17 protein-coding genes and 1 pseudogene are annotated in these 19644 nt (G+C 69.9%); 13 read left to right on the top strand and 5 right to left on the bottom strand.

Features of this window, described 5'->3' with window-relative positions:
* Positions 1-505: 505 nt before the first annotated feature.
* The 4 genes and pseudogenes from ACIHAX_RS01620 to kstR all read right to left on the bottom strand — a co-directional run.
* Positions 506-1363: pseudogene (locus ACIHAX_RS01620) on the bottom strand (metal ABC transporter ATP-binding protein); the annotation flags it as partial.
* A gap of 4 nt (positions 1364-1367) precedes the next feature.
* Positions 1368-2249 (bottom strand): metal ABC transporter solute-binding protein, Zn/Mn family, encoded by an 882-nt coding sequence (locus ACIHAX_RS01615; RefSeq protein WP_397275233.1) that lies wholly within the window; start codon positions 2247-2249, stop codon positions 1368-1370.
* A gap of 157 nt (positions 2250-2406) precedes the next feature.
* On the bottom strand, positions 2407-4980 hold the full coding sequence (gene otsB / locus ACIHAX_RS01610; protein ID WP_355076747.1) for a trehalose-phosphatase: 2574 nt from the start codon (positions 4978-4980) through the stop codon (positions 2407-2409).
* A gap of 256 nt (positions 4981-5236) precedes the next feature.
* Complete coding sequence (gene kstR, locus ACIHAX_RS01605) at positions 5237-5887, bottom strand: cholesterol catabolism transcriptional regulator KstR (protein WP_039794748.1); 651 nt, start codon at positions 5885-5887, stop codon at positions 5237-5239.
* Between the two features lie 139 nt (positions 5888-6026).
* Between kstR and ACIHAX_RS01600 the strand changes: the two genes are divergently transcribed.
* The 7 genes from ACIHAX_RS01600 to ACIHAX_RS01570 all read left to right on the top strand — a co-directional run bounded on the left by ACIHAX_RS01600 (position 6027) and on the right by ACIHAX_RS01570 (position 13495).
* On the top strand, positions 6027-8180 hold the full coding sequence (locus ACIHAX_RS01600; RefSeq protein ID WP_397275231.1) for an acyl-CoA dehydrogenase family protein: 2154 nt from the start codon (positions 6027-6029) through the stop codon (positions 8178-8180).
* Between the two features lie 25 nt (positions 8181-8205).
* The gene (locus tag ACIHAX_RS01595) at positions 8206-9270 is read left to right on the top strand and encodes an acyl-CoA dehydrogenase family protein (protein WP_355076751.1); all 1065 of its coding nucleotides are present in this window, start codon (positions 8206-8208) and stop codon (positions 9268-9270) included.
* The gene (locus ACIHAX_RS01590) at positions 9255-10415 is read left to right on the top strand and encodes an acyl-CoA dehydrogenase family protein (protein ID WP_364436122.1); all 1161 of its coding nucleotides are present in this window, start codon (positions 9255-9257) and stop codon (positions 10413-10415) included. Before ACIHAX_RS01595 ends, ACIHAX_RS01590 begins: the two co-directional genes overlap by 16 nt.
* Before the next feature lie 18 nt (positions 10416-10433).
* On the top strand, positions 10434-11369 hold the full coding sequence (locus ACIHAX_RS01585) for an OB-fold domain-containing protein (RefSeq protein WP_355076754.1): 936 nt from the start codon (positions 10434-10436) through the stop codon (positions 11367-11369).
* Positions 11366-11770, top strand: coding sequence for a MaoC family dehydratase (locus tag ACIHAX_RS01580; RefSeq protein ID WP_355076756.1), 405 nt, complete (start codon positions 11366-11368; stop codon positions 11768-11770). The genes ACIHAX_RS01585 and ACIHAX_RS01580 overlap by 4 nt, the downstream gene beginning before the upstream one ends.
* On the top strand, positions 11763-12941 hold the full coding sequence (locus tag ACIHAX_RS01575; RefSeq protein ID WP_397275227.1) for a lipid-transfer protein: 1179 nt from the start codon (positions 11763-11765) through the stop codon (positions 12939-12941). The genes ACIHAX_RS01580 and ACIHAX_RS01575 overlap by 8 nt, the downstream gene beginning before the upstream one ends.
* A 95-nt stretch (positions 12942-13036) precedes the next feature.
* The gene (locus ACIHAX_RS01570; RefSeq protein ID WP_355076760.1) at positions 13037-13495 is read left to right on the top strand and encodes an NUDIX domain-containing protein; all 459 of its coding nucleotides are present in this window, start codon (positions 13037-13039) and stop codon (positions 13493-13495) included.
* Here ACIHAX_RS01570 and ACIHAX_RS01565 read toward each other — a convergent pair whose 3' ends face one another.
* Positions 13496-14068, bottom strand: a complete 573-nt coding sequence (locus ACIHAX_RS01565; RefSeq protein ID WP_397275224.1) for a TetR/AcrR family transcriptional regulator — start codon at positions 14066-14068, stop codon at positions 13496-13498. It abuts the gene before it with no gap.
* Between the two features lie 64 nt (positions 14069-14132).
* Here ACIHAX_RS01565 and zapE point away from each other — a divergent pair, with 64 nt between their 5' ends.
* From zapE to ACIHAX_RS01535, 6 genes are all read left to right on the top strand, one after another.
* Positions 14133-15143, top strand: coding sequence for a cell division protein ZapE (zapE, locus tag ACIHAX_RS01560; protein ID WP_364436136.1), 1011 nt, complete (start codon positions 14133-14135; stop codon positions 15141-15143).
* Positions 15144-15322: 179 nt separating this feature from the next.
* Positions 15323-16240 carry a DUF4129 domain-containing protein gene (locus ACIHAX_RS01555; RefSeq protein WP_397275222.1) on the top strand — a complete coding sequence of 306 codons (918 nt, stop codon included), beginning with the start codon at positions 15323-15325 and terminating at the stop codon, positions 16238-16240.
* Positions 16241-16274: 34 nt separating this feature from the next.
* Entirely contained in the window at positions 16275-16763 is a 489-nt protein-coding gene (locus ACIHAX_RS01550) for a hypothetical protein (RefSeq protein WP_356963885.1), read from the top strand.
* Between the two features lie 29 nt (positions 16764-16792).
* Positions 16793-17755, top strand: coding sequence for a MoxR family ATPase (locus tag ACIHAX_RS01545; RefSeq protein WP_355076766.1), 963 nt, complete (start codon positions 16793-16795; stop codon positions 17753-17755).
* A complete protein-coding gene (locus tag ACIHAX_RS01540) occupies positions 17752-19026 on the top strand; it encodes a DUF58 domain-containing protein (protein ID WP_397275219.1) in 1275 nt (424 codons plus the stop codon). The genes ACIHAX_RS01545 and ACIHAX_RS01540 overlap by 4 nt, the downstream gene beginning before the upstream one ends.
* Positions 19023-19484, top strand: coding sequence for a hypothetical protein (locus ACIHAX_RS01535; protein ID WP_356963581.1), 462 nt, complete (start codon positions 19023-19025; stop codon positions 19482-19484). Before ACIHAX_RS01540 ends, ACIHAX_RS01535 begins: the two co-directional genes overlap by 4 nt.
* Positions 19485-19644 lie beyond the last annotated feature (160 nt).

The following is a 19644-nucleotide window of genomic DNA, read 5'->3' as shown; positions in this document are numbered from 1 at the left end:
GGCTGCTCGATGTCGGTTCGGTCATCGGCGCACTGCTCACCGCCGGTTCGTTGGTCTTCGGGTCGATCGGCGTCGAGCCACCACTCGTCACATCGATGGTCGAGGGTGGGCCCGAGTTCGGGCGCACGGCGGTCGTCGGGACTGCCGGTGTTCGTTCGGCCGGAGCGGTGCCGCGGGTCGCCGCGTGGCCGGCTCGTGTGCCGGTTCCCGTGTCGGTCGAGGTAGCGGCGACGCGTGCCTCGTCGGTGGTCGGCGATCGGCCTGAAGTCGGGGCGGCGGTCGTCGGGACTGCCGGTGTTCGTTCGGCCGGGGCGCTGCCGTTGATTGCCGAGCGGCTGGTTCGTGTGCCGGTTTCCGTGTCGGTCGAGGTAGCGGCGACGGCGGCATGTGCTGAGGGGACCGGCTCTTCGACGGATCCCGTGGTCGAGGTGGAGTCATCGTCCGGTGCGGGGCTACCGGCGGAATCGCCGTGGGCGAACTCGTCGCCGGCCGGGCCGTGGCAGTGGCCGCCCGCGCTGCCGAGCGCGTCCATGGTGTCGCCGGTGCCGACGACCACCAGACGCCCGCGTACCCGTAGTACGTCCACCTGGGTGCGGTACAACTCCGACAGCACCGCCGAGGTCATCACCTCTTCCGGCGTCCCGATCCGGAACCTGCCGTCGACCAGGTACAGCACCCGGTCCACCAGGGGCAGGATCGGGTTGATCTCGTGCGTCACGAAGAGCACCGCGGTGTCGTGAGTGCGCCTGCGGCGATCGATGAGCTCGGCGACGAGTCGCTGATTCGCCAGGTCAAGGCTGAGCAACGGTTCGTCGCACAGCAGCACCTTCGGATCGCCGACCAGCGCCTGCGCCACCCGCAGTCGCTGCTGTTCCCCGCCGGACATGGATTCCAGTGGCGCGTGGGCGAATCGCTCGGCGCCCACGTCGGCGATGGCCGCGGCCACCTTCCGCCTGCGTTCGGCGCGGGAGCGCAGCCCGAGCCCCCAGCGATGCCCGTCGACGCCGAGGCCGACGAGATCGACGCCGCGCAACTGCACCCCGGCGTCGATCGTCTTCTGTTGCGGTATGTAGCCGATGTCGTGATTGCCGGTGCGCGCGGGAGAGCCCGCGATCCGAGCCGCGCCCGAACTCAGGCCGACCTGACCCAACAGCACCTTCAGCAGCGAGGTCTTGCCCGAACCGTTCGGCCCGAGGACCGCGACGAATTCACCCGGCGCGACAGTGAGATCCAGCCCCTCCCAAAGGGTTCGGTCTCCGAACGACAAGCGGGCGGCCTCCAGTCGCACCGCGGCCGATTCGCCGATGGTCGAGCGCCGTTCCACCTCGTCGGCGTGTGCGGTCAGCGCGGCTCCCTTGTTCATCTGCTCAGCCCAGCGCGGCGGCGAGCGCCTGCGCGTTCTTCGTCTGCCACTGAATGTAATCCACGCCGTCGGGCAGGGTCTCGGTCACCTCGACGACGGCGACGCCCGCGCTCCGCGCGGTCGCGCGCAGGTCTTTGGTGATCTTGTCCTCGGTCTGCACGTTGTAGATCAGGGCGCGGACCCGCTTGCCGGTGAGCAGGTCCTGCGTCGCCGCGACGGCCGCCGGGGCCGGGTCGGTCTCCTGCTCGATGGCTTCCTGGAACTCGTGCGGAGTCCGGTCGTCGGCTCCGGTGGCGACCAGGAGATAGTGCGCGAGGGGCTCGGTCTGCAGCACCGGAGTTTTCGGATGCTCGGCGGCGAGTGCGCCGGTGATGGCGGTAACCGCGGCGAGCCGGTTCTTGAACGTCGTCGCGCGCTCGGCGTAGGCCGCGGCCTTGCCCGGGTCCAGTTCGCCGAGTTGGGCGGCGATCCGGTCGGCGACCACGTCGACGGTGCGCACGTCGTACCAGACGTGCTCGTTGTTGTCGCTCTGATCGGCCCGCAGGGCGAACGCGTCCACGGTGCGCTTGTTCGTGCCCGCCACCGCCTTCTCGGCGAACCGGTCGTAGCCGCCGCCGTTGTAGACCACGAGGTCGGCATCGCTGAGCGCCGCCGACTCGACCGCGGAGGTCTCGTGTGAGTGCGGGTCGGCGGACGGATCGGTGATCAGCGACCGGACGGCGGCGTCGGGGCCCGCGACGGCGGCGGCGATATCGCCCCAGACGTCGGTGGAGGCGACGACGGTCGGGCGTCCGTCGTCGTTGGAGCCGCCGCAGGCGGTCAGCGTCAGGGCGGAGACGACTCCCACGGCGATACCTGCGCAACTGATGGCGAATCGGGTTCTCACGTGGGGTACTCCTGGCCGTGCTCTAGATCATAATGGAAATCGTTCCCGTTAACTCTAGCAGGGGCCGTCAAGCGTTCGGATGCGACGCCCACCTGGAAACCGAATGCGAAGGGCCCGTGAACGATTCCTCGTTCGCGGGCCCTCGGCTCCTACGTGGTCAGACCAGCGCGGCCTCCACCGGCTGCCCCAGCAGCTGCGCGCAGCGCAACAGGCCCAGATGGCTGTACGCCTGCGGATGGTTGCCGAGCGACCGTTCGGCCACCGGGTCGTATTCCTCGCTGAGCAGCCCGGTCGGGCCCGCCACGTCGACCAGCTGGGCGAACAGCGCCTCGGCGTCGGAGCGCTTGCCGATCAGCAGGTACGCCTCGACCAGCCAGGCCGCGCACAGGTGGAATCCGCCCTCGCCGCCGGGCAGGCCGTCGTCGTGGTGGTAGCGGTATACCGTCGAGCCGCTGCGCAGCTCGGCCTCGGTCGCCACGACCGTCGCCGCGAAGCGCGGGTCGGACGGGTCGATCAGGCCGCTCAGCCCGATGTGCAGCGTCGCCGCGTCCAGGTCGGTGCCGTCGTACGCCGCGGTGTAGGACTGCACCTCGTCGTTCCAGCCCTTGGCCTTCACCTCGTCGGCGATGGTGTCGCGCAGCACCGGCCAGGCCGGATCGGCCTCGCGATCGAACTTCTGCGCCAGGGTGAGCGCCCGGTCGACGGTCAGCCAGCCCATCACCTTCGAGTACACGTGGTGGCGGGGGTTGCCGCGGATCTCCCAGATGCCGTGGTCGGGCTCTTGCCAGCGCCGCTGCACCGCCGAGACCATGGCGCACACCAGCTCCCAGTCGGCGTCGGGCAGCACGTTCGCCGGATCGGTGACGCCGCGCAGCTCCCTGGCGTGCGCCAGGGTGGCGATGAGGTCCACGATCGGACCGAAGACGTCCAGCTGAACCTGCATGTTGGCCGCGTTGCCGACGCGCACCGGGCGGGAGCCGGCGTAGCCGGGTAGCTGGTCGATCGAGGCCTCCGGCGGCAGCGTCTCGCCGTACAGCGTGTACAGCGGGTGCAGCCGCTCGGGGCCGGGCAAGGTCTCCAGCACGCGGTGCACCCAGCCCAGGTAGTCCTCCGCCTCGGCGAGCGAGCCGAGCGAGACCAGCGACTGCGCGGTCAGCGCCGCGTCGCGCAGCCAGCAGTAGCGGTAGTCCCAGTTGCGCACGCCGCCGATGTCCTCGGGCAGCGAGGTGGTGGCGGCCGCGAGGATCGAGCCGGACGGCGCGTGCACCAGGCCGCGCAGGGTCAGCGCCGAGCGCTTCATCAGGTCGGGCTTGAGCGGCGGCAGTGTGAGCGTCCCCGCCCAATCCGACCAGTACCGCTGCGCCTCCCGCCGCCGCTCCGCCTCACTGGCCGGGGCGGGATCGAGATCGGCGGTGCCGCAGCGCAGTTCGAGCACGACCGGCCCCTTGGACGGATCCACGACGGCCCGCGCCGACTCGTGGGTACCGTCCGAGACGATCTCCCACCGCACGCCGGGTGAACGCAGCACGATCGGGTCGTTGGTGCCGTACACCCGCAGCCCGCCCTCCTGCGCCTCGAGGTTCACCGGCACCTGGCCGAACTCCGGGCGGGGGGCGAAGGTGACCACGGCCTTCGCGTCGCCGGTGATCACCCGGGTGAGGTCGGTGCGGGTCGGGGCTACGTCGTGCGGCAGGTAGTCCGTGACTTGCAGTTTGGCCCAACGGGTTTCGACGGTCATCGTGCCGTCGACGTAACGCTGCGACAGCGGCAGGCCCGGCCGCTCCGGCTCGATGGTGAAGTGGCCGCCCTGCGGGCCGCCGAGCAGGTGGGCGAACACCGCGGCCGAATCGGGCTCGGGGTGGCAGAACCAGGTCACCGTGGCGTCCGGGGTGAGCAGCGCGACCGAGCGCGGGCTGGCCAGCATGGTCAGCCGCTCGATGCGCGGCGCGCTCGCGCCCGCCAGCCAGGTCCGGCGCTCCTCCAGCAGGTAGGCCAGCGCGCACGCCACGGCCTCGGTGCTGTCCACCCGGAACTTGGCCAGGCTCTCGCCGTCGCCGACCTTGATGCCGACGTCCGGGCCGGACAGCACGCGGAACGCCTTCTCGTCGGTGACGTCGTCACCGAAGAACACCGCGGCCGAGGCCCCCGCCTGATGCCGAACGGTGTCCAGTGCGGTGCCCTTGTCGGTCTGCACCACGGCCAGTTCGATGACCGCCTTGCCCTCGGTGACCTGCACGCCGAACCAGCACGCCGGACCGAGCCGGACCTGCGACAGCGCGCGATGACCGATCTCCGGGCTGGCGTTGCGCACGTGCAACGCGACACTGGCCGGTTTGATCTCGACGGTGACGCCGGGGTTGTCCGCGGCGACCTGATTCAGGGCCGTCTGCACCTCTTGGAGCAGATGCTTGGCGTCGTTGTCGATCGCGTGCACGAAGCCCACGTCGAATTCCGAGCCGTGGCTGCCGATCAGTTGCACCTCGACCGGAAGGCGGGACAGCGCCGCGAGATCTCGCAGCGCGCGGCCGGAGATCACGGCGGCAGTGGTCCCGGTCAGGCCGGCGAGGGCTCGTAACGCGCTCACCGATTCCCGATGGGGAAAGGCTTTGGTCGGGTCGGACACGATGGGCGCGAGTGTCCCGTCGTAGTCCGATGCGACCAACAGCCGTGGCACGCGCGCGACCGTCGACAGTGCACGGCGAAGTTCCAGTGGCAGATCCTGTGCGCTCACGCATCCAACCTAGTGATCGGAGGAGTTTTTTCAGGGGGCGGGCAAAACAATACTGTGTTGAATTTGCCGCACAGAAGCGCGCCGGTTCGCGTGCGCACGATAACGCACACCTGAACCGGTGTCCGGTAGATCTGCCCAGCTAACGGCAACGGGATCCGAGCGGGTGAGCTTCGTCGCAGCACAACGAGCTATTCGGGCCCGGTGGGGTGACCGGGCGCTGATTCGCTCGCTGTGTGCTGAGAGATCCCGCTAGAGCTTACTGGTTGCGTTCGCCCAGGAGGAGGTCGACGGTCAGTTCCAGTCGTTCGGTCACGTCGGTGGCCGAGGCACGCCGGGTCAGCCAGGCGACCAGATTCGACAGCCACACGTCGCTGATCACCCGCGCGATGGCCAGCTGGCGTTCGGTGGGCTCGCCGTCGTTCATCGCGCGGGCGAAGACGCGGTCCATCACCTTGCCGACCCGGTCCACCTCGGCGGCGGCCGAGGCGTCGGCGAACATGAACGCGCGGGTCATGGCCTCGGTGAGCAGCGGGTCGCGCTGCATCATCCGGGTGATCTGGGTGAGCAGCAGGTGCATGCGCTCCTGTGGGGACTGCCCGGCAAGCGGCTTGCGTTTGCCCTCGATCTGCTCGAACTCGCGCGACAGCGCCGAGACCAGCAGGTGCACCTTCGACGGGAAGTAGCGGTACAGCGTGCCGACCGCGACATCGGCGCGCTCGGCCACCGCGCGCATCTGCACCGCGTCGTAACCGCCCTTGGACGCGAGCGCCAAGGTCGCGTCCAGGATCCGCTTGCGCCGCTCGCGCTGCGCCGCCGAGCTCAGCTCGTCCTCGCTGAGCGTGGTGACCGTGGCGGCGGGCCGTCCCGCGCTCGGGTCGGCTGGCTGCGATCGGGACGGACTGGCCATTGATGAAAGTCCTTTCCGGAAACGTCGTTTCGTCGGCTGCGTGCGCGGTGTGGCCGCGGCGGTCTCTTGACTTCCGCCCGGCTAGGATATTAGAACATGTTCTAGGTGTGGGAGTCACGCCGGAAAGGCGGTATGGAGTGTGACCATCGCCACCACTGACGAGCATAAAGCCGTTCAGGAGTCGATGCGCGGATGGGCCGCTTCGGTCCGTCCGATTGCAACAATGCGGGCCGGCGCGGCCGACTTCTGGCGCGCCTACTGGCCCGCGCTGGCCGAGATCGGGATCTTCCGGGTCGCGGTGGCCGAGGACGCGGGAGGTGCGGGCGGGTCGGTCTCCGATCTGGCCGTGCTGGTGGAACAGGCGGCGCACGATCTCGTCGGCGGCCCGGTGCTCGCGACGGCTCTGGCCAATCTGATCACCGCCGGACAGCTCGACGAGGACCTGCCGTGCGGTGTGGCGCTCGACTTCGTCGTCGGTTCGACGGTGAGCGTACCCGTCGCGAGCGACGGCGTGTTGCTCACGGGTACCTGGGATTCCGTCGTCGGCGCCGCCCCAGGCACCGCCGTGCTGCTGCCGATCGACCAACCGCAAGGACAGCGGTGGTGCCTGGTCGCGCCCGACGCCGAGGGCCTGCGGGTGGAAGCGCTCGCGCCGCTGGATCCGAGCACGCCGCTGGCGCGGGTGCACTGCGCCGACCTGCGCGTGCCCGCCGAACGCGTATTCGTCGCGCCGCACGCGGCAGGGGACCTGCTCGTCGCGCTGGTCACCGCCGAACTGTCCGGCCTCGCGGGCTGGTGCCTCGAGACCGCGGTCGAGTACGCGAAGGTGCGCGAGCAGTTCGGCCGCAAGATCGGTTCGTTCCAAGCGGTCAAGCACATCTGCGCCTGGATGCTGTGCCGCACCGAACTCATCCGCGCCGCCGCGGCCGACGTCGCGGCGGCCGTGGACGACGGCGGAGCCGAACTGCCGATCGCGGCCGCCATCGCGGCCGCCATCGCCTTGGACGCCGCGGTGGAGACGGCGAAGGACTGTATTCAGGTGCTCGGTGGCATCGGCTTCACCTGGGAGCACGACGCCCACCTGTATCTGCGCCGGGCCACGGCCTTGCGCCAACTGCTCGGCGGTTCGGCGCACTGGCGGGCTCGGGTCACCGAACTGACCCGCAGGGGCCTGCGGCGCACCACCGGGGCCGATCGGGTCTTCGCCGAGGAAGGCGTGGCCGCTGTGGACGGCGACAGCGCGCACGAACTCGCCGCCGAGGTCGCGCGGATCGCGGCGCTGCCCGCCGACCGGCAGCGTGCCGCGCTGGTGGACGCGGGCCTGGTCATGCCGCACTGGCCGCGGCCATACGGACGCGCCGCGGACCCGATGACCGGCCTGGTCATCTCCGAGGAGCTGCGCCGTGCCGGACTCACCGCGCCGGACCTGGCCATCGGCGGCTGGGCGATCCCCACACTGTTGCAGCACGGGACGCCGGAACAGATCGAGCGCTTCGCCTGGCCGACCTTGCGCGGCGAAGTGGTCTGGTGCCAGCTGTTCAGCGAACCAGAGGCGGGTTCCGACCTGGCGGCGTTGCGCACCACCGCGAAAAAGACCGACGGCGGCTGGGTGCTGCGCGGGCAAAAGGTGTGGACATCGCTGGGCGACAAGGCGAACTGGGCGATCTGCCTGGCGCGCACCGATCCCGACGCGCCCAAACACCGCGGCATCACGTACTTCTTGGTCGATATGCACAGCGCCGGGCTCGAGGTGCGCCCGCTGGTGCAGATCACCGGAGAGGCGCGTTTCAGCGAGGTTTTCCTCGACGACGTGTTCGTGCCGGACGATTGCGTGGTCGGCGCGCTGAACAACGGATGGAAGATCGCCCGTTCCACGCTGTCGACGGAGCGAGTCGCCATGGGTGGCAACGGCATCGGTCCGGTACTCGAAGAGCTGATCGCGAAATCGCCCGCCACCGGCCCCGGCGCGGAGCTGGTGAACGACCGGCTCGGTGGATTCGTGGCCGAGGCGATCGCGGGCCTGCTGCTCGAGCAACGCGCCGCGGTGAAGATGCTCGCGGGCGGTGACCCCGGCGCGCAGAGCAGCGTGCGCAAGCTGGTCGGCGTGCGCCACCGCCAAGCGGTAGCGGAATTCGCCGCGGAGGCGGCGGGCCCGCTCGGCGCGCAGGACTCCGAGGTGACCAAGGAGTTCCTGCTCACGCGTTGCCTGTCGATCGCGGGCGGGACCGAGCAGATCCTGCTCACCGTGGCCGCCGAGCGGATTCTGGGGCTGCCTCGTGACGCGGACAGCTAGCCCTACAGCCAATCGGGAGACAAGCGTGGACTTCACCAGGGACGAGGGCCAGGACGCGGTGGCCGAGGTCGTCGTGAGCTTGCTGGAGCGCGAACCGGCGCGCGACATGCGATTGTGGCCGAAGCTGGCCGACTCCGGCCTGCTCGTCGTCGCGTTGCCGGAACGGTTCGGCGGCGATGGGATGGGGCTGCTCGAGGTGTCGGCGCTGCTCACCGAACTGGCCACCGACGCGGTGGCGGTGCCGGCGCTGTCGACGCTGGGGTTGGGCGTGCTGCCGCTGGTGGCCTGCGCGCCGGAGCGCGTGCAGTCGCTCGTGCTGCCGGGGGTCGCCGAGGGCGCGGTGCTCACCGCGGCGCTGAGCGAACCGGGGGCGCCGTTCGTCCGCGAGCCGGAGACCACCGCCGTCGTCAGCGGCGACACGGTGCGCATCACCGGGCACAAGGTGGCGGTGCCGTACGCGGAGGAGGCGAGCTGGCTGCTCGTGCCGACCGACGCCGGTATCGCCGTGGTGGACGCGCAGGCCGTCGGCCTGACCCGCACGCCGACGCCGGTCTCCGGCGGCATTCCCGAGTACACGGTCCGGCTGGACCAGGTGCAGATTCCGGCCGACCAGCTGTGGCCGGTCGGTCTCGCCGATCTGCACCGGCTGGCGCTCGCCTCGATCGGATCGGTGGCCGACGGATTGCTCAAAGGCGCGATCACGCTCACCGCCGAGCATCTGCGCACCCGGCATCAGTTCGGCAGGCCGCTGGCCGAGTTCCAGGCGGTGGCCCAGCAGATCGCGGACCTGTACGTCGTCTCGCGGACCCTGCACGTGGCCGCGGTCTCGGCGAACTGGGCGCTGGCGCAGCCCGACGCGAGCCGGGAGCATCGCGAGCGCACCGACGACGACCTGGAGATCCTCGCCTACACCGTCGCCGCGGAACTTCCCGCGGCCATGCAGAAGTGCCATCACCTGCACGGCGGCCTCGGCGTGGACGTGACCCACCCGATGCATCGCTACTACTCACAAGCCAAGGACATCGCTCGCTGGCTCGGCGGCGCGTCGTTCCGGCTCGACCGATTGGGGGCGAGATGTTCATCGACCTGACCACCGAGCAACGCCGGCTGCGCGACGAATTGCGTGCCTACTTCGCCGATCTCGTGACTCCCGAGGAGGAGGCCGAGATGGCGGTGAACCGGCACGGTGACGCCTATCGCGCCGTGGTGCGCCGGATGGGCCGCGACGGCTGGCTCGGCGTCGGCTGGCCCAAGGAATACGGCGGCCAAGGCTTCGGGCCGGTCGAGCAGCAGATCTTCTTCAACGAGGCGGTCCGGGCCGACGTCCCGCTCCCGCTGGTGACGCTGCTGACCGTCGGACCGACTTTGCAGCAGTTCGGCACCGAGGAACAGAAGCGGCGGTTCTTGCCCGGAATCCTCTCCGGCGACGTCCATTTCGCGATCGGCTACTCCGAGCCGGACGCGGGCACCGACCTCGCCTCGCTGCGCACCTCGGCGGTGCGTGACGAGTCCGGGGACTGGATCGTCAACGGGCAGAAGATCTTCACCACGGGCGCGCACGAGGCCGACTTCGTCTGGCTGGCCTGCCGCACCGGCTCGACCGAGTCGCGCCACCGCGGCATCACGATCCTGATCGTGGACACCACCGACCCCGGCTACTCGTGGACGCCGATCATCACCTGCGACGGCGCTCACCACACCAACGCGACCTATTTCGACAACGTGCGCGTCCCGGCGAACATGCTGGTCGGCGAGGAGAACCGGGGCTGGAAGCTGATCACGACGCAGCTCAACCACGAGCGGGTGAGCCTGGGGCCGTCCGGCAAGATCGAGCAGCTCTACGACCGGGTGCGCGACTGGGCGCAACCGCGCGGCGTGCTCGCCGAACTCGACGTGCGCAGGGCGCTGGGCCGCATCCACGCCATGGTCCGGTTGAACGAACTGCTGAACTGGCAGGTCGCCGCGACTGTGGACGGCGACCAGGCGCAAGTGATCGCCGACGCGTCCGCGACCAAGGTCTACTCCACCGAATCGCTCCAGGAGGCGGGCAGGCTCGCCGAGGAGATCGTCGGCCGCTACGGCGACCCGGCCGACCCGGCCACCGGCGAGCTGCTGACCTGGCTGGACCGCAGGACCAAGCAGAACCTCGTGGTCACCTTCGGCGGTGGCGTCAACGAGGTGATGCGCGAACTGGTCGCCTCGTCCGGTCTGCGGTTGCCGCGAGTACCCCGATAACGAGTGAAGGAGCCGCGCGTGCCGGAAACCACTACTCCGGAAGCGATCGTCGCCGCAGCCGAGGCCATCAAGGCGGCGGGTGCGAGCGCGCCCCGTTTCGGGCGCGATCCGGTGAACCAGCCGATGATCAACAACTGGGTCGAGGCGCTCGGCGACGCCAATCCGATCTATGTCGACGAGGAGGCGGCGCGCGCGGCGGGACATCCAGGCATCGTCGCGCCGCCCGCCATGGCCCAGGTGTGGACCATGTTCGGGCTCAACGGTTCTCGTCCCGCAGACGACCCGATGGGGTCGGCCACGGAACTGCTCGATGCCGCGGGTTACACCTCCGTGGTCGCCACGGATTGTCAGCAGACCTACCACCGCTACCTCGCGGTCGGCGAACAGGTCTCGGTCACCAGCACGCTGTCGGACATCCGCGGCCCGAAGCGCACCGCGCTGGGTGAGGGATGGTTCGTCACCTTCCAGACCACCTGGCGGGTCGGCGACGAGGTGGTCGCCGAGATGCTGTTCCGGCTGCTGAAATTCGCTCCCGGCACCGCCGCGCCGAAAGCCCCGGAGGGCGCGCGGGTCAAGCCGCTGGTCTCCTGGGACACCGAATTCTTCTGGGAAGGAACGAAAGCGGGCGAGCTGCGCATCCAGCGGCTGCCGGACGGCTCGCTGCGGCATCCGCCCATTCCCGCCATCTGGCAGGACAAGTCGAAACCGACCGATTACGTCGTCGCCTCCGGGCGCGGCACCGTGTTCAGTTACGTCGTGCACCACGCGCCGAAGGTGCCGGGGCGGCAGTTGCCGTTCGTGGTGGCGCTGGTCGAACTGGAGGAAGGCGTGCGCATGCTCGGTGAACTGCGCGGCATCGACCCGGCCGAGGTGCGGATCGGTCTGCCGGTCGAGGTGGGCTTCGAGAAGCTCGACGACGAGGCGACACTGCCGGTCTGGCAGGTGGTCTCGTGAGCGCCGCCGTGCGCGTGGGCACGGTGCTGCCCGAGCTGGTGATCGGCGCCGACCCCACGTTCGTGATCAGCACCGCCCTGGCCACCAGGGACTTCCAGGACGTGCACCACGACAGGGACAAGGCCGTCGCCCGCGGCTCGAAGGACATCTTCGTCAACATCCTCACCGACACCGGCTTGGTGCAGCGTTTCGTCACCGACTGGGCGGGCCCGCGCGCCGTCGTCAAGTCGATCGCGCTGCGCCTCGGCGTGCCGCTGTACGCCGGAGACACGCTGACGCTGACCGGCACGGTGACCGCGTTGGAGGGCGACGACATACACATCGACGTGGTCGGCAAGGACAGCCTCGGCGACCACATCACGGCTACGGCCGTCATCGCGTTGCGGAGGGCCGATGTCTGAGCAGAAGATTTCCGGCCGTGCGGCCATCGTCGGCATCGGCGCCACGGATTTCTCCAAGGACTCCGGACGCAGCGAACTGCGCCTGGCCGCCGAGGCGGTCACCGCCGCACTGGCCGACGCGGGCCTGACGCCCGCCGCCGTGGACGGCCTGACCACGTTCACCATGGACACCAACACCCAGGCCGCTGTGGCCAGGGCGGTCGGCATTCCGCAGCTGAAGTTCTTCAGCCACATCGGCTACGGCGGCGGCGCGGCCTGTGCCACCATCCAGCAGGCCGCCATGGCGGTGGCCACCGGCGTCGCGGACGTCGTGGTGGCCTACCGCGCGTTCAACGAGCGGTCGGTGTCGCGGTTCGGGCAGTTCTCCACGGCGCTGGCCACCGCGCCCACCTCGTCGGGCATCGACGCGGGCTGGTCCTACCCGCAAGGGCTGGGCACCCCGGCCGCGCAGGTCGCGATGGTCGCCCGGCGCTATATGCACGTCTACGGGGCCACCAGCGAGGACTTCGGCCGCGTGGCCGTCGCCGACCGCAAGCATGCCGCGGTGAACCCCGCGGCCTTCTTCTACGGCAAGCCGATCACGCTGGCGGATCATCAGAATTCCCGCTGGATCGCCGAGCCGCTGCACCTGCTGGATTGCTGCCAGGAGTCCGACGGCGGCGTCGCGATCGTGGTCACCAGCGTCGAGCGGGCTCGCGACCTGCCGCAGCGGCCCGCCGTCATCGCCGCGGCCGCCCAGGGTTCCGGCGCCGACCAGTACGTGATGACCAGCTACTACCGCGACGCCATGACCGGCCTGCCGGAGATGGGCCTGGTCGGTGAGCAGCTGTGGGCGCAGAGCGGGTTGCGTCCGGAGGACATGCAGGCCGCCATCCTGTACGACCACTTCACCCCGTTCGTCCTCATGCAACTGGAGGAACTCGGGTTCTGCGGCCGGGGCGAGGCGAAGGAGTTCATCGCCGACGGCGCCATCGAGGTCGGCGGACGCCTGCCCCTCAACACGCACGGCGGCCAGCTCGGCGAGGCGTACATCCACGGCATGAACGGCATCGCCGAGGCGGTGCGCCAGATCCGCGGCGTCTCGGTCAACCCGGTCGCCGACCTGACCAACATCCTGGTCACCGCGGGCACCGGCGTGCCGACCTCCGGCCTCGTCCTCAGTGCGGACTGATCAGGTCGGCCGCGCCTGCCTGCTTCAGCACTCCGGCACCCGTCATGGTGGGTCCGGAGTGCTGACGGGTGTGCGAACCGCCGCCGGTGCGGGGGGTGGCGCGTAGCTTGGGGCAAGTGGTGGCCAGGCATTTGGTGGATGTGCATGTGTTGCTGCTGCGCGGCGCGGAATTATTGCTGAGCAGGCGGCGCAGCGCGGACGAGTTCGACGGGCTGTGGCACCTGCCCGCCGGAAAGCTCGAGGTGGGGGAGTCGGTGCTCGCCGCGGTGGTCCGCGAAGCGCACGAAGAGGTCGGTGTGGTGATCGATCCGGCGGATCTGCGGCACGTCCATTCCGCGCACGTCGTCGAGTCCGAACGGGAAGCCCGGGTCGGGTTGTTCTTCGAGACGCGCCGCTGGTCGGGCGAGCCGGTCAACCGCGAGCCGGACAAGTCCTACGAGCTGCGGTGGTTCTCGCTCGCGAACCTTCCGGAAACCCTCATTCCGTATCCGGCCGCCGGTATCCACGGCTACCTCACCGGCGTGACCTACAGCCAGCGGGGCTGGCCCAGCTGATCACACGCGCAAGTGCGCGGCGAGAACGCGGGCGAGCTGCTGGACGCTCTCCGGCGTGTCCGGGCGCAGGGCGGTGCGATTGCCCGCGAAGCGGTCGAAGACGGCTCCCTCGATGACGGCGACGAAATCCGCAGCCCGGATATCCGGATCGGGCGCGCCCATGGCGCGGAACAGGTCGCGGGCGCGGTCGATGGAGAACAGGCTGCGCACCAGCCGGGGATGCAGGTCGGGATCGTCCAGCAGATCGATCAGCAGAGCGTGCCGTGCGATCAGGTGACCGCGCCGTTGCGCGAGTAGCCGGTCCAGCCAGGCCGCGATGGCTTCCGCGACCGGTTGCCGGTCGGCGGTCGGCGTCAACGCGGCAGCGGCGAAATCGTCGCGGGTGCGGGTGGTGATCCGCTCCACGATGGCCTCGATGAGGGCGCGTTTGGTGCGGAAGTAGTAGGAAGCCGAACCGGCGGGCAGGCCCAGTTCCGTGTCCAGCGCGCGGTGGGTGAGCGCGCGCAGGCCGCGTGCCGCGATCACTTCGATGGCCGTGTCGACGAGGAGCGCACGCCGGTCGCCTGTGGACATGATCACCCTTCCTGGCCGCCGCGCGGCCTCGTCCTCTACAAATGTAGAGGACTTTGGAGGTGCCGTGGAACTACGGTGGGATGCCGAGCAGGCGCGGGCGGCGGCGCGGTTGCGCGAGTTGGTCGATCGGCGCGGCAGGCCGAGCCGACGGAGCCGTGGCGTCTACCTCCACGGCAGGCCCGGGCGCGGCAAGACCATGCTCATGGACCGGTTCTTCGCCGAGGTGGCATCGGAACGCAAGCGGCGCTACCACTTTCACCAGTTCTTCGCGAGCCTGCACGCCGCGGCGCACGCGTCCGGCTCGATCGATGCCGCGGTGGACGCGCTGCTCGGCGACGCCCTGCTGGTCTGCTTCGACGAATTCCACGTCCACGACATCGGCGACGCGATGCTGTTCGCCCGGCTGCTCGACGCGCTGTTCGCCCGCCGCGTCGCGCTGGTGGTGACGTCGAACTATCCGCCCGCCGAGCTGCTGCCGAATCCGTTGTTCCACGACCGGTTCGTGCCGACGATCGAGCGAATTCTCGCGAACATGGACGTGGTCGCCGTCGACGGCGCGATCGACTATCGGACCCTCGGTGCCCGGGGCGCCGGTACCGGATTCGCGGCCGGGCGATACGTCGTGGCGCCCCGATGGCACATGACCGTGGAAGCGTTGTCGGCTTCGTCCTCCCGCAATAATGATGCGACACAACGGGAAATCGAATCGATCGTCGAGATATCCCTCGGTGCCAGAAGTTTGCGGGCGATTGCGACGGACGGAGGCGCACTCGTCATCGACTTCGCCGCATTGTGCGGGACCCCAACCTCCGCGGCGGATTATGTTGCGCTGGCACAACGTTTTCCGCGCTGGGAAATCCGGGATGTACCACCGCTGCGCACAGTTCCGCCCGACTGGACGATGCGTTTCGTGAACGTCGTCGACGTGCTCTACGACGCCGATCGTGCACTCACCGTCATCGCGTCCGCAGCGCTCGGCGAGCTGGTGCGGGAGGTGCGGGAAGTGCCGGATATCTCACGTTTGACAAGTCGGCTTTGTGCATTGTCCCAATCCTCGGCCGAAATCGTCCGGTAGTCACCGTCGCGATGGCCGACCCGCCGCCTCCCCGCACAGTTGCGGTTTAGGAGGAAGGACTGCGAAGTATTCCATTCCATCCCGAGCGGACCGCCCGGCATGTAACTATGTGGCTGTTTTGTGGAGTACTCAGATTTGGTGGTAACGCAGTGGCCAGGGCGCGAGCGCCGATATCGCGCGTGATCGTGCTGATCACGCTGCTGGCTTTTGCCGCCATCGCATTGCACGGATACATCCCAGGAATCACGGAGAGCGAGTCGCGCAGGCAAGTCCCGTCCGCGTTGTCGGTCGCTCTGATGCCCGTGTTGCTGACCGTATCGATCGTCATCCTGCTGGCGGGCGTCATCGCCAGCCAGCACCGGTTGCCGCTGGCCATGCCGGAGCCCGAACGCGCGGACGAGCGCAAGCAGTGGCGGTTGGGGCGCGTGGGCCTGGCAGTGCTCGGTGCGCTCGCGCTGCTCGGCGTGCTGTTCGCGGCTGTGACGGCGATCTACTTCATCGGCGCAGGCAGGCCGAGCGAACCCGCGCGCCCGGCGACCCCCGCCACCACCACGGGCGCCGCGCCGGAGCAGGGGACCCCGCCGCCCGCCGAACGCGAGCCCAGGTCGGCGGAGTTGACCGGAACGGCGCTGGTGCTGGCCGGAATCGCGGCCGCGGGCCTGGTGACGGTGGCGATGAGCGGTTTGGTCGTGGTCGCGGTGTCGTCCCGGCGCAAGCCCGTCCCGGCGCAGGCGCCCCGGGTCGCGCCGACGCCCACCGTGGCCGACTCGCTGGCCCGCGCGGCCGAGCTGGGCTTGGCCGCGATGAACGCCCCGGGCCAGGACCCGCGCACCGCGATCATCGCCTGCTACGTCGCGATGGAGCGCGGCCTCGCCTCCGACCGCGCCGCCGCTCCGCTCGCCTCGGACACCCCGATGGAAGTGCTGGCCCGCGCGTTCGAACGCGGCGCGCTGCACGACGCGTCCGCCCGCGAACTGGTCGCCTTGTTCGAGGAGGCCAGGTTCAGCCCGCACGCCATGCTCGAATGGCAGCGCATGCGAGCCGAGCAACTGCTGCGCATCGTGCTCGCCGATCTGCAAGGGGAGGTGCCCGCGTGACCGGCCGGGTGAGAAAGGACATCGCGTGAATCGGATGGGGGTGGTGATCACCGGGGTGATCGTCATCGCGGTGATCGAGCTGGTCGCCGTCGAGCGCGCCCGCGGGCTGCTGCCGATTGTCGCGGGCATCCCGGTCGCGGTGGCGCTGGGCTGGCTGATCTGGTCGCTGCTCGAACGCGCCGAGGCCGGGGACGCCGACGAGTTCGACGACATGGAGAACGGCCCGGCCGAGATGTTGCAGCGCTGGCACGCCAGGGCGGAGATGCTCGCCGACCGGGCGGACGGCAGTCGTGCCGATTGGGACCGGCACCTGCGTCCTCTGCTGGCCAAGGAGTTCGAGCTGTCCAGCGGCCAGCGGGTGGCGAAGAACCGCAGAGCGGTCGAGGCGGCGGGTGTCCACCAGTTCGGGCCGGAACTGTGGCGCTGGGTGGACCCGGCCAATTCGGCCCTTCGTGATCAAGCCGGCAGGGCACCGGGACGTGCGGCGCTGGACGAGATCCTGAGCCGCCTGCAGAGAATGTGAAATGGGTTGAGGCAAGTGCGGGTACACACATGACCATGCCGATGGACATGACCATCCAGCGCAGCGAGGCCGTGCTCCGGGAGTTGTCCCGGGTCGTGGTCGGCAAGCAGGACGAGTTGCAGTTGATCATGATCGCGGTGCTGTCCGGTGGGCATGTGCTGATCGAGGACTTACCCGGTCTCGGCAAGACGCTCATCGCGAGATCGTTCGCGGCCGCGCTCGGGTTGCAGTTCACCCGGGTGCAGTTCACCCCGGACCTGCTGCCCGCGGATCTGCTCGGTTCGACGATCTACGACATGTCCTCGGGCCGGTTCACCTTCCGTCGCGGGCCGGTGTTCACCAACGTGCTGCTGGCCGACGAGGTGAACCGCACACCGCCGAAGACACAGGCCGCGCTGCTGGAGGCGATGGCCGAGGGACAGGTCAGCATCGACGGCGAGACGTTCCTGCTGCCGCAACCGTTCATCGTGCTGGCCACCGACAACCCGATCGAGTACGAGGGCACCTACCCGCTGCCGGAAGCGCAGCTCGACCGCTTCGCCATCCAGCTGCGGTTGGGCTACCTGTCCGAGCACGACGAGACGCAGATGATCCGCCGCAGACTGGAGCGCGGGGCGCAGGTGCCGCAGGTCAACCAGGTCGTCGACGCCAACGGTTTGCTGGAGATGCGGCAATCCGTCGAGTACGTGACCGTGCACCCCGACGTGGTGAGCTATGTCGTCGCGCTGGCGTCGGCGACCCGAGGGCACCCTCAGGTCGAGGTCGGCGCCAGCCCTCGCGCGGAACTGGACCTGGTGCAGATGTCCCGGGCGCGGGCTCTGCTGCTCGGCCGCGACTACGTGATTCCCGAAGACGTCAAGGCGCTGGCGATCCCGGCCATGGCGCACCGGATCACGCTGCGGCCGGAGATGTGGGTGCGCCGCATCCGCGGCGAGGACGTGATCACCGAACTGCTGCGCCGTCTGCCGGTACCGCGCGCCACCGTGACATGAGGCACCGCGACGCCAGTTCCGCGGTCGACGCCGAATTGCGGTGGCGACCCGCACCGCTGGTCTTCATGCTCGCGGGGTGCGCCGCCGCGGCCCTGGTGCTCGCGGTGGTCCTCGGCCGGTGGCAACTGCTCGTGTTCGCCGCGCCGCTGCTCGGCGTGCTGGCAACCGCGCCGTGGCAGCAGTCCTCGACCAGGATCCAGGTCGACGGCGGCGGCACGCTGCGCTGTTTCGAGACCGAGGAGGTGACGCTGACCGTCGCCGCCTTCGTGGAGAAAGGGCATGCGCTGCTGCGCTTGAAGCCGGAGCGTTCGGCCGGCTTGGAGATCCAGATCGAGGAGGCCGGCGATTCCGGAATCGCGCCCGCCGGGTTGCGGCTCGCGCTCTCGGCGGCCAGGTGGGGGCGCTACCCGATGTCGGTGCGGGTCTCGGCGCTGAGCCCCGCCGGGCTCGCCGTCGCCACCGCGGTGCTGCCCGCGGGGGAGCTGTTCGTGTACCCGATCACCGATCCGCAGCGAATGCGGTTGCCGCGCACCGAACTTCCCGAGCGGCTCGGCACCCACCTGACCCGCAGGCACGGTCCCGGCGTCGAGTACGCGGACATCCGCGCCTACGCCCCCGGCGACCAGCTGCGCATCGTGAACTGGCCGGTGAGCGCGCGGCGCGGGCGGCTGTACGTCACCGAGCGGCTGACCAATCGTTCCGCGGATGTCGTTGTGCTGGTGGACACCTCGCAGCAAGCGCCGGGACCGGCGACCGATTCGCTGGAGCTGTCGGTGCGCGGCGCGGCGCAGGTGGTGCAGTCGACCTTGCAGGCGGGCGACCGGACCGCGGTGGTCTGCTTGGGCCAGGCGCCGCGCTGGCTGCGGCCGGACATCGGGCGGCGCCAGTTCTACCGCATCGTGGACACCGTGCTCGACGTGGGCGACGAACACATCCCGACCACCGGCACCCTCGCGCCGCACTCCGCCGTGCCGCTCGGCGCGATCGTGGTGGCCTTCTCCACCCTGCTGGACACACAGTTCGCGCTCGCGCTGATCGATCTGCGCAAGCGCGGGCACGTGGTGGTCGTGGTGGACGTCCTGCGCGGCACGCCGTTCCGTGAGGACCTCGACCCGATCCTGGCCAAGATGTGGCAGCTCGAGCGCGCGGCGATGTACCGGGACATGGGCACCGTCGGCGTCGACATCGTCGCGTGGCCGGAAGACGCGCGCCTGGACCAGATCATGCGGGTGCTGCCGGAGCACCGCAGGACCGTACGGGTGCGCCGATGACCAGATTCCTCGCCGTTCTCTCCGGGGTGCTGCTGGTGGCGTCGGTGGCGCTGCTGGAGCCGTGGATCGGCATTCCCGCCCTGGTCTTCGTCGCGCTCGGCTGGTGGCTGCGGCCGCTGGCGGTCTGCGCGGTGCTGCTCGCGCTCGCCGTGCTCGCGGTCGCCGACGCGGGTGTGCTCGCTTCCGCGGCGACGGGTCTGGTGGCCACGACCTATCTGCTCAACGCCGCCACGGTGACCGCGCCGCACGGCGTGGTGCCGACCACGATCCCGTCCGTGACCGGTGCGGTCGGCTTCACGGCGGTCGCCGTCGTCGCCGCTCTCGTCCCGCTGCGCTTGGCTTGGGCGCCGCTGGCCGCGCCGGTGCTCGTGCTGCTTTTGTACGCGCTGGTGATCCAGGGCGCCGCGGCCCGGCGCGGGCGCGGCGATCGCGAACTTCCGGCGACGGGCGAAGCCTGACGCGGAGGCGACAGCCCTCGGCGCCGAGACCGTGCCGGTATGAACCGCGAAAGCCACACGGTCGTGCGCGTACCGTTCGGTGGTGCGAGGGCGGTCCCGACGGACGAGGTCCCCCGCTGAGGCTCCGCAGGCGTGATCGAGGGAGATGGACAACCGCGGG

The sequence above is a fragment of the Nocardia sp. NPDC051929 genome, from assembly GCF_044548645.1.
GTDB lineage: Bacteria > Actinomycetota > Actinomycetes > Mycobacteriales > Mycobacteriaceae > Nocardia > Nocardia sichangensis.
The sequence above is the reverse complement of the archived record's forward strand: the minus strand, read 5'-3'. Positions and strand labels throughout refer to the sequence as shown.